Annotated in this window: 8 protein-coding genes; 3 read left to right on the forward strand and 5 right to left on the reverse strand. The window is 68.1% G+C overall.

The window, feature by feature from the left end; translation table 11 throughout:
- The first annotated feature begins 246 nt into the window (after nucleotides 1-246).
- Both ABD256_RS07310 and ABD256_RS07315 read left to right on the forward strand, forming a co-directional pair.
- Nucleotides 247-801: a Uma2 family endonuclease gene (locus ABD256_RS07310; protein WP_344414850.1), complete on the forward strand. Its 555-nt coding sequence runs from the start codon at nucleotides 247-249 to the stop codon at nucleotides 799-801.
- 269 nt (nucleotides 802-1,070) lie between these two features.
- Nucleotides 1,071-1,241, forward strand: a complete 171-nt coding sequence (locus ABD256_RS07315) for a helix-turn-helix domain-containing protein (RefSeq protein WP_344414852.1) — start codon at nucleotides 1,071-1,073, stop codon at nucleotides 1,239-1,241.
- Here the strand turns inward: ABD256_RS07315 and ABD256_RS07320 are convergent.
- Nucleotides 1,208-1,798 (reverse strand): TetR/AcrR family transcriptional regulator, encoded by a 591-nt coding sequence (locus tag ABD256_RS07320; RefSeq protein ID WP_344414854.1) that lies wholly within the window; start codon nucleotides 1,796-1,798, stop codon nucleotides 1,208-1,210. The genes ABD256_RS07315 and ABD256_RS07320 overlap by 34 nt on opposite strands.
- Before the next feature lie 113 nt (nucleotides 1,799-1,911).
- Between ABD256_RS07320 and ABD256_RS07325 the strand changes: the two genes are divergently transcribed.
- Nucleotides 1,912-2,622, forward strand: a complete 711-nt coding sequence (locus ABD256_RS07325; RefSeq protein WP_344414856.1) for an SDR family NAD(P)-dependent oxidoreductase — start codon at nucleotides 1,912-1,914, stop codon at nucleotides 2,620-2,622.
- A 357-nt stretch (nucleotides 2,623-2,979) separates the two neighbouring features.
- Here ABD256_RS07325 and ABD256_RS07330 read toward each other — a convergent pair whose 3' ends face one another.
- The 4 genes from ABD256_RS07330 to ABD256_RS07345 form a co-directional block, all read right to left on the reverse strand.
- Nucleotides 2,980-4,350: a deoxyguanosinetriphosphate triphosphohydrolase family protein gene (locus tag ABD256_RS07330; RefSeq protein WP_344414858.1), complete on the reverse strand. Its 1,371-nt coding sequence runs from the start codon at nucleotides 4,348-4,350 to the stop codon at nucleotides 2,980-2,982.
- A 208-nt stretch (nucleotides 4,351-4,558) separates the two neighbouring features.
- Nucleotides 4,559-5,284 carry a DUF4232 domain-containing protein gene (locus tag ABD256_RS07335; protein ID WP_344414860.1) on the reverse strand — a complete coding sequence of 242 codons (726 nt, stop codon included), beginning with the start codon at nucleotides 5,282-5,284 and terminating at the stop codon, nucleotides 4,559-4,561.
- Nucleotides 5,285-5,597: 313 nt separating this feature from the next.
- Nucleotides 5,598-6,173, reverse strand: a complete 576-nt coding sequence (locus ABD256_RS07340) for an HhH-GPD-type base excision DNA repair protein (RefSeq protein WP_344414862.1) — start codon at nucleotides 6,171-6,173, stop codon at nucleotides 5,598-5,600.
- Between the two features lie 17 nt (nucleotides 6,174-6,190).
- Nucleotides 6,191-7,102, reverse strand: a complete 912-nt coding sequence (locus tag ABD256_RS07345; RefSeq protein WP_344414864.1) for a phosphatase PAP2 family protein — start codon at nucleotides 7,100-7,102, stop codon at nucleotides 6,191-6,193.
- Nucleotides 7,103-7,648 lie beyond the last annotated feature (546 nt).

Below are 7,648 nucleotides of genomic sequence, written 5' to 3' on the forward strand. Positions count from 1 at the left end.
TTACGACGAATGGCGTGTTCGGGAATTCTCGATCATCACTCCAATGGCCGGGTAATCGCGGGTTTTCCTACTCTGTTCGTGCGATTTCCCGCCGCCGCATTCACCGCCGGTGATCGCACGCACAGAATTCTTCGGCCCGGTATGGGCTGCCCGTGCGTTTCCGTGCGCCGGACGTCGTTCGCGCTGCGGGCTGTGCACGACTACCCTGATCCTGATCGATTCTCACCTGGCCGATGTGGGGGCACGATGGAGACAGTCCCGGCGTTCGCACACGGAGACCGTCTCACCCGTCGGGACCTGGAGTCGATCACCGATGAACGGCGTCGGTACGAACTGGTGGACGGGACCCTTCTGGTGAGCCCGTCACCGCGTCCGCTGCACCAACGGGTGGTCGCGCGCGTGCTCGCGGCACTCACCCCTGGTTGCCCCGCCGAGTGCGAGGTGCTCCCCGCGCCGGTGGACGTCGTGCTCGACGAGCACACGGTGCTCATCCCGGACGTGGTGATCGGCAGGCGCGCGGACTTCACCGAGCGCGCGCTGGTGGGCGTGCCGGTGCTCGCGGTCGAGGTGGTTTCCCCCTCCAGCAGGCATATCGACCGGTACCTCAAGCCGGCCACGCTCGCGCGGGCCGGCTGCCCGCACTACTGGGTGATCGACCCGAAGGCGCCGAGCATGAGCTGGTTCCGGCTCGACGGCGACGCCTACACGGCGGTGGGCGAGGTCTTCGACGACGAACTCGCCGAAATCGGCCAGCCGTACGCGCTGACGATGCGGCCGTCGGATCTCGTCTCGGATTACTGAGCATTCCGCGCCGGCACGGTGAACGGGCCGACGTCGGCACGGGTGAAACGCCATGGCGGAAACGCGGTCATCGAGAACGTCACACTGTCCTATTAGGAGCGTGAGGTCGCGCTGGACGGGTGCGAGGACCGTGGAAATCGAATCGGAACCGGGGCAGGGCACGGGAATCTCGGCCCGCGTCCCGGTCGCGCCGTCGGGGGCACCTGAACGATCCGATCGGCGTCGAAGCGATCCGGCTCGCCGGGGAGCTGGCGCCCGGGGTGATCCCGATGGACCCGCGCATGCCGGTGATGGACGGGCCGACCCGCTGCGCACGGCGCCTTCCCCCATCCGTCGCGGCGGTGCTGGCCACCGTCAAGACGCACCCGCTGAACATCTACGGCAAGCTCGGCGTCGGCGACCGGTGTCAGCCGCGCACGGCGGCAAGGCACTCGTCGTAGCGATCCATGATCTCGCCCCTGCCGTCGTCGTCGACCCACGCCATCGACGCGGCGTCCAGGCACGCGAACGCGGTCGCGAGCACCGCCGTCGCCTGCAGATCCGTCGCGGCGGCCATGCGCGCTTTGACGAGCGGCAGCAGGTCCTCCTGGAATCGCAGTCGTTTTTCCAGCCAGCCGGCACGCAGCGAGGCGGTGTTGTGCAGGAGGCGGAACCGCGCCAGCGCCTGTTCGTGGCTGTCGTGCAAGGCGTGGACGGCGGCAACCCCCGCGCGCAGTGCCGCCCAGACGCCGGCTTCGGCGGGCTGTGCGCTGATCGCGTGAGTCAGCACCTGCCCGAACCGCTCCTGGTTGCCGCCGAGAAGGTCCTCTTTGGTGCCGAAGTAGCGGAAGAGGGTGCGCTGGGAGACACCGGCTTCTTTGGCGATCTGGGCAATCGGCGTCTCGTCGTAGCCCTGCTCGGTGAACAGGCGCAGCGCCGTCTCGAGGATCTCCCGTGAGGCGAGCTGCCGGGTCCGATCCCACAGCGTGGCCTTCCCCGCCTTGGCTTCCCGCTCCATGTCACCAGCTTAGCTGTGGCACTGCCAGATCGGCACTCAGGCGATACTCGGCAGTGACTGCCAAACTGGCGTACGCTGTCGTTCGGCTCCCAGGAACGAACGAAGGAACGCACATGTCCGCACCCGCGGCTCTGATCACCGGTGGCACCAGCGGCATCGGCAAGGCGACCGCCGAACTGCTCCACTCCCGCGGCTACCGCGTCATGGTCACCGGCCTCGGCACGCTCGACGCCGGACTTCCCGAAGAGGTCGTGGTCGTCCGCGCCGACGCACGGGCACTGTCCGACCTCGACCACGCGATCGACCAGGCGCGACGACAGTTCGGCTCTCTCGACCTGCTCTTCCTCAACGCGGGCATCTCCCGCCCCGGCCCGATCGAGTCCACCGGCGAAGACGCCTTCGACGCCCTGTTCGACATCAACGTCAAGGGCAGCTTCTTCACCCTGCAAAAGGCGCTCCCGCTCCTCGGCGAGGGCGCCTCGGTCGTGTTCACCGTCGGCGCCGGTGAAGGGCTCGGGTCCGCCATGACGGCCGCCAAGGGCGCGCTGCTGCCGCTCGTGCGATCGCTCGCGCTCGAACTCGCCCCGCGCCGCATCCGCGTCAACGCCGTCAGCCCTGGCCTGATCGACACGCCCGCGTACGGCAAGATGGGCGTCTCCCAGGACATGATCGACTCCTGGGGTGAAGGCGTCCCGCTCGGCCGTGTCGGCACTCCCGCCGACATCGCCGAAGCCGTCGCCTTCCTCGCCTCGGACGCGGCCGGGTACATCACCGGCGACAACCTCACCGTCTCCGGAGGCATCGGTGTGCACGCCCGCCCCTGACGTCAGGGCTGTACCGGTGTTGGCGAAGACGGCGCCCAGCGCTGGCGACCTGGACCGCGACCGAGCCGACCCGCCCAGGACCCGTTCCCCTGGAAGTCGTCCGCCCCGGGCCGTTCTCGACCACCGCGCCGGACACGTCGTTGCCGATCACCGCGGGCAGCGCCACCTGGTCCCGGTGGCCGCCGCGCCACACACATCGAAGTCGCCCTGCGCCGGTCCGCGTGCCCGACATCCAGCGGCGAGCCGGGCCGACGGTCGCCACCCGGCGGGGAAAGCGGACCTGCTACCGCCGCGACGAGGCTACATCGCCCGCCTGCTGGAGACCCCGCACGACGGGTTCTAGATCCACCGCGAAGGCTAGGCGAACCAGGGGCCGAACATCGAGTTGCGAGACCGGCCGCTGAGGCGTTCCCCCAGATCCACCGCCTGTGCCTCGGTGAGCAGGCAGATGTAGTCGGCCACCGCTTTCGCGCGGCGGCCCTCCTTGGTTGACCCGGGCAGCCCCATGAATTCGCGATCCTCTTTCAGGCCCTGGTAGATGGCCCGCAACTGAGTCGGAATGCGCTTGCTCTTCGACGACTTGCGGAGGCAGTCGGTGAGCTGGTCGAACAGGGAGCCGATGATGCGCTTCTGTCCTTCCTGGGTCATGGCGAGCGACGGCCGGTCGATCACGTAGAACCAGGTCAGCTCTTTGAGCGCTTCAATGTCGTACTGGGCCGCTGGCTTGACTGTAACGAAGGGTTCCTTGTCGACGAGTTCCGTTGCCTGTATGCAGGAAACGATGTGCTTCGTAGTGATCGAACCGAGTGCGGCGCGGTTCTTGTTCGTGTCCCAATGCGGCGACTTGATCTTCTCTTGAAACTTCTCGATCATGCTCTGTACGGCTTGTTCGAAGAGTATCTTGTCGAAATCGGAGTACCGGTTCAGTCGATTGAACCCGTGTTTCAAGATCCGCTTCCGGTCGATTTCCAGGTTGTGCAGGGGGATCAGTCCGGCTCGGAAGTAGTCCTCGATGTCGTGGGTCGCGTAGGAGATGTCGTCGGCCCAGTCCATGACCACGGCGTTCGCGGAGCGAAGGTCTTTGGTGCTGTCCTCGCGCGCCCATCTGAAGTCCTCGAGTTCGCTTTGGTAGGCGCCCCATTTGGTTCCGTGCCCGCGATCGGTCCAAGCGGGTCGGGTGAATTCTTTCGAGCGCGCGGTTTCCTGTCGTGGACACGGGTACTTCAACATGGCGTTCAGGGTCGCCCTGGTCAGGTTGAGGCCGGAATGCTCCGTCCGTCTTCGGGCGAGCTTGGTGACGATGCGGAACGACTGTGCGTTGCCCTCGAATCCGTCCAGTCTGGCGATCGCGGAAAGCCGTTCGTCGAGAACCGCTTCGGTGGCATGCCCGAAAGGGGGATGGCCGATATCGTGCACGAGCCCGGCCGTCTCCACGACCGTGGCATTCAGACCGGCTTGGTCGAACAGGTCGCGGGTGTCTTCCGTCGTCTCGCTTTCGAGGTAGTGCACGATACCGCGGCCGAGCTGGGCGACCTTGAGGCTGTGCGTCAGCCGGTTGTGCAGTACCTGCTGCTCGTTGACCGCCGCGACCTGGGTGACACCGGACAGGCGCCGGAACGCGGACGAATAGAGCACCCGGTCCCTGTCGCGCTGGAACGGTGTCCGGTACGTGTCACTTTCCTGGTGCGGGTGTCTGCGTTTCCGGTCCGGTCGCTCGGGGTTCGTCATCGGCTGGCTCCTCGGTTTCGGTGCCGTGCCCGGCAGTCGTACCCGGAAGCCGCGAGGCCGGTGTTCCTGTTAACGCAAAAGCTATTCTGACAGTCACTTCGCCGCCCTCTCGAAACGACTTCGAGACCTGCGATCACGCGATGCGGCGCGGCCGCATCGCCGCGCTGAACGGGGTTGGCCGGGTGGCCCACCCCGTTCCCGGCCGCGGTCACCGGACCTGGATCGGGCTGATGTAGGTGCCGGGGTGGGTCGCGCCGTCCTGCTTGACGAGGGCGCGGCCGACCGGCCAGTCCAGGATCTGTGTGTTGTAGGTGTGCGGCGGCGTCACCGCCATCTTGGCGATCTTCCACCCGCCGGGGGTGTCGTCGACGAGGTAGGTGAGGTTCGCGCTGGTGTGCTGCCCCGGCGCCAAGGTCATCGGCTTCTTCGCTTCGGTCGTGCGCCGCATGTCCCACGAGGTGCCGTCGGCGCCGTCAAGGCGCACGCCGGGGAACCCGCGCACGACGCACGCCGTGCCGCCCTGGTTGGTCAGCATGATCGGGAGCTGCCACTGCGAGTCGCTGCCGTTGAGCTTCCTCGGCTGCGACGTCGACACCTTCAGCTTCTTGCACTCCGGCGTCTTGAAGCCGCCGTGGCCACGGGTCCCCTTCGCGTCCATCGCCGCGCCCTGGCCGCCCGCGCTGCCCTGCGGTGCGTCCGGGGCATCAGCCGCCTCGGCGGCGTCGGCCGCGGGGTCGGCCGGCACGGTGTCCGGGGTGTTCACCGGCGCGGCGCCGAGCCCGGCTCCGGCTCCCGCGGTGGGGTTCGCCTGCGCGGTGCCGCCGGTCTGCTCGGCGGAGCAGGCGCCCAGCGCCCCCACCGCCGCCGCCAGTGCGACGACCGCCGTCGCGCCACGCCGGACCGCAGTGCCGCTGATGATTCCCTTGACGTTCATTTCTTCTCCTCGATATCGCGTTTCCGGTGGTCCGCATTGGCGTTCCGCTTTCAATGGGAAGGATGTCCGCGAACACGAAAAGATGTCCCGCTGTGATTCAGGTCACCTGATGGCAACCCGTTTGTCAAAAGATATTCGACGGCATTGGTGCAGGTGGTGGGCGTGTGACGCGATTCGGGGGTACGAACGGCCAGGATCGAGGGACGATCGGGCAGCCCTGGTTTCCTGTCCGCAGTGCAACACCGGGCCGCTTCGGCGCCGATGAAAAAAGGCGGGCCGGTGGAAATGCACCGGCCCGCCTTTCGTGATCGCGCTATTTGGTCTTCGCGGCGGCTTTTGCCGCCTTCTTGAAGGCGCGGACCTCGGCCAGCGTTTCCGGGCTGGTCACGTCCGCGATGGACCGGCGCGAGCCGTCGTCGCCGTAGGCACCGGCCGCTTCCCGCCAGCCGTCCGGGGTGACGCCGAGCTGCTTGCCCAGCAGCGCGACGAAGATCCTGGCCTTCTGGTCGCCGTAGCCCGGCAGCGCCTTCACCCGGCGGAGCACCTCTTTGGCGTCGGGCTTGCCGGACTTCCAGATCCTGTCGGTCTTGCCGTCGTAGTGCTCCAGCACGTGGTGCGCCAGCGCGTGCACGCGGCGTGCCATCGAGCCGCCGTAGCGGTGGATCGCGGGCGGGGTCACGCACAGCTCCACGAACTCTTCGAGATCGGCGCCGGCGATCTTGGTGATGCTGAACCCGTCCATCCGGTCCGCGATCTTCTGCGGCCCCGCGAAGGCGTGTTCCATCGGGAACTGCTGGTCCAGCAGGAGCCCCGTCAACAGCGCGAACGGATCCTTGCTGAGCAGCTTGTCCGCCTCGGCGTTGCCGGTCAGGTGGAGTGCTTTGGCCATGACGTCATCTTCGCACGTCAGAGGGTGCGCGTTCGCGGTGCCGGTTCCGCTCTGGCCAGCAATCCGAGGAACGCGACCACGGTCAGCGCGCTGACGACTGTCGCGGCGGCGCCCGCGGCCTCGAACGTCCGCGGCGGGTCGGCCGCGGCGCCGTTCGTCAGCACGTCGTAGGCGGGCCCGGCGGCGCTCACCACCGTCCAGGCGACGTACCCGAGCAGCGGCACGATCGCCACCAGGCGCGCGAGCGGCGGCCACCGCAGCGGCGGCGTGCGCACCCCGCCGAGCCGCACGGGCACCGCGACCGCGACGCAGGCGATGCCGAGCGCCAGCAGGTTCCCGCCGATCGTGTCGCTGAGCCGGTGCCACCCCACGGTCATCGTCATCTCCGCGACGCCGACGACGAGTGCCGAACCCAGCAGCGCGGTGCAGCCGCGCCAGGCGACCGGGACCACGATCAGCAGGCCGAGCAGCGCCGAGGCGGACATCGCGACGTGTCCGCTCGGAAAGCTGTTCTCGGCGTTCATCGGGTCGGGGACCAGTTCCGGGCGGGTGAGCACCCAGCGCACCAGCACGCGGTCGAGCAGCGCCGTCGCGCAGACGGTGACCGCGCCGGCGATCGCGAGCGCGGGCCGCCGCCGCACGAGCCCGATGACGACGATGACGGCCACCACCGCGGCCATCGCGTACTCGGTGACGTAGCCAAGCCATGCCCTGGCGCGCAGCACGGGCGGAGTGTCGGACAGCGCCGGGATCCCCTGGAGGACGTGGAACTCGAACGCCTGGCCGGGGCGGGTCCACACGAACAGGAAGTAGGTGGCCGCGAACCCCGCCAGACAGGCGGCCGCGGCGCCGGCGAGCAGCCCGCTTCGCCGCCGTGCCGCCACGATCGGCTCCGGCTCGCCGGCAGGGGGTTCGGTCGTCACGCGCACCGGGTGACCGTACCGACCCGGGTGGCGGGCGGGCCCCGCATGCCCCGAAGGGGTCCTTGAGGGATTCTGATGTCGCGAAGGGCGCCTTCAGGGCATCGCCATCACGACGCTCGCGCGCTGCGAGGGGTGAGATTGCGGCGTCAGATGTCGCGAAGGGCACCTTCAGGGCATCGCCATCACGACGTTCACGTGCCGCGAGGGGTGGGATCGCGGCGTCAGATGTCGCGAAGGGCACTTTCAGGGGTCAGGCTCCCGGCGGTTCCACGTTTTCGCGGCCGTGCAGGCGCGATGGGTTCTCTGTTTCTCTTCGGCGCCATGCCGCTCGCCGCGTGCCCCGAAGGGGCCCTTGAGGGAATTAGATGTCGCGAAGGGCACCTTCAGGGCATCGGCATCACCACGCTCACGTGCCGCGAGGGGTGAGATTGCGGCGTCAGATGCCGCGAAGGGGTGGCGGATTCATGCGGTGGTCGCAACATGCTCTATTTAGGACAGTAGCATGGTGAGTTTTTCTTTGGGGGTGAGCCAGTTGAGGGTTTTGCGGGGGCG

The organism is Amycolatopsis minnesotensis, assembly GCF_039529815.1.
GTDB classification, from domain to species: Bacteria; Actinomycetota; Actinomycetes; order Mycobacteriales; family Pseudonocardiaceae; genus Amycolatopsis; species Amycolatopsis minnesotensis.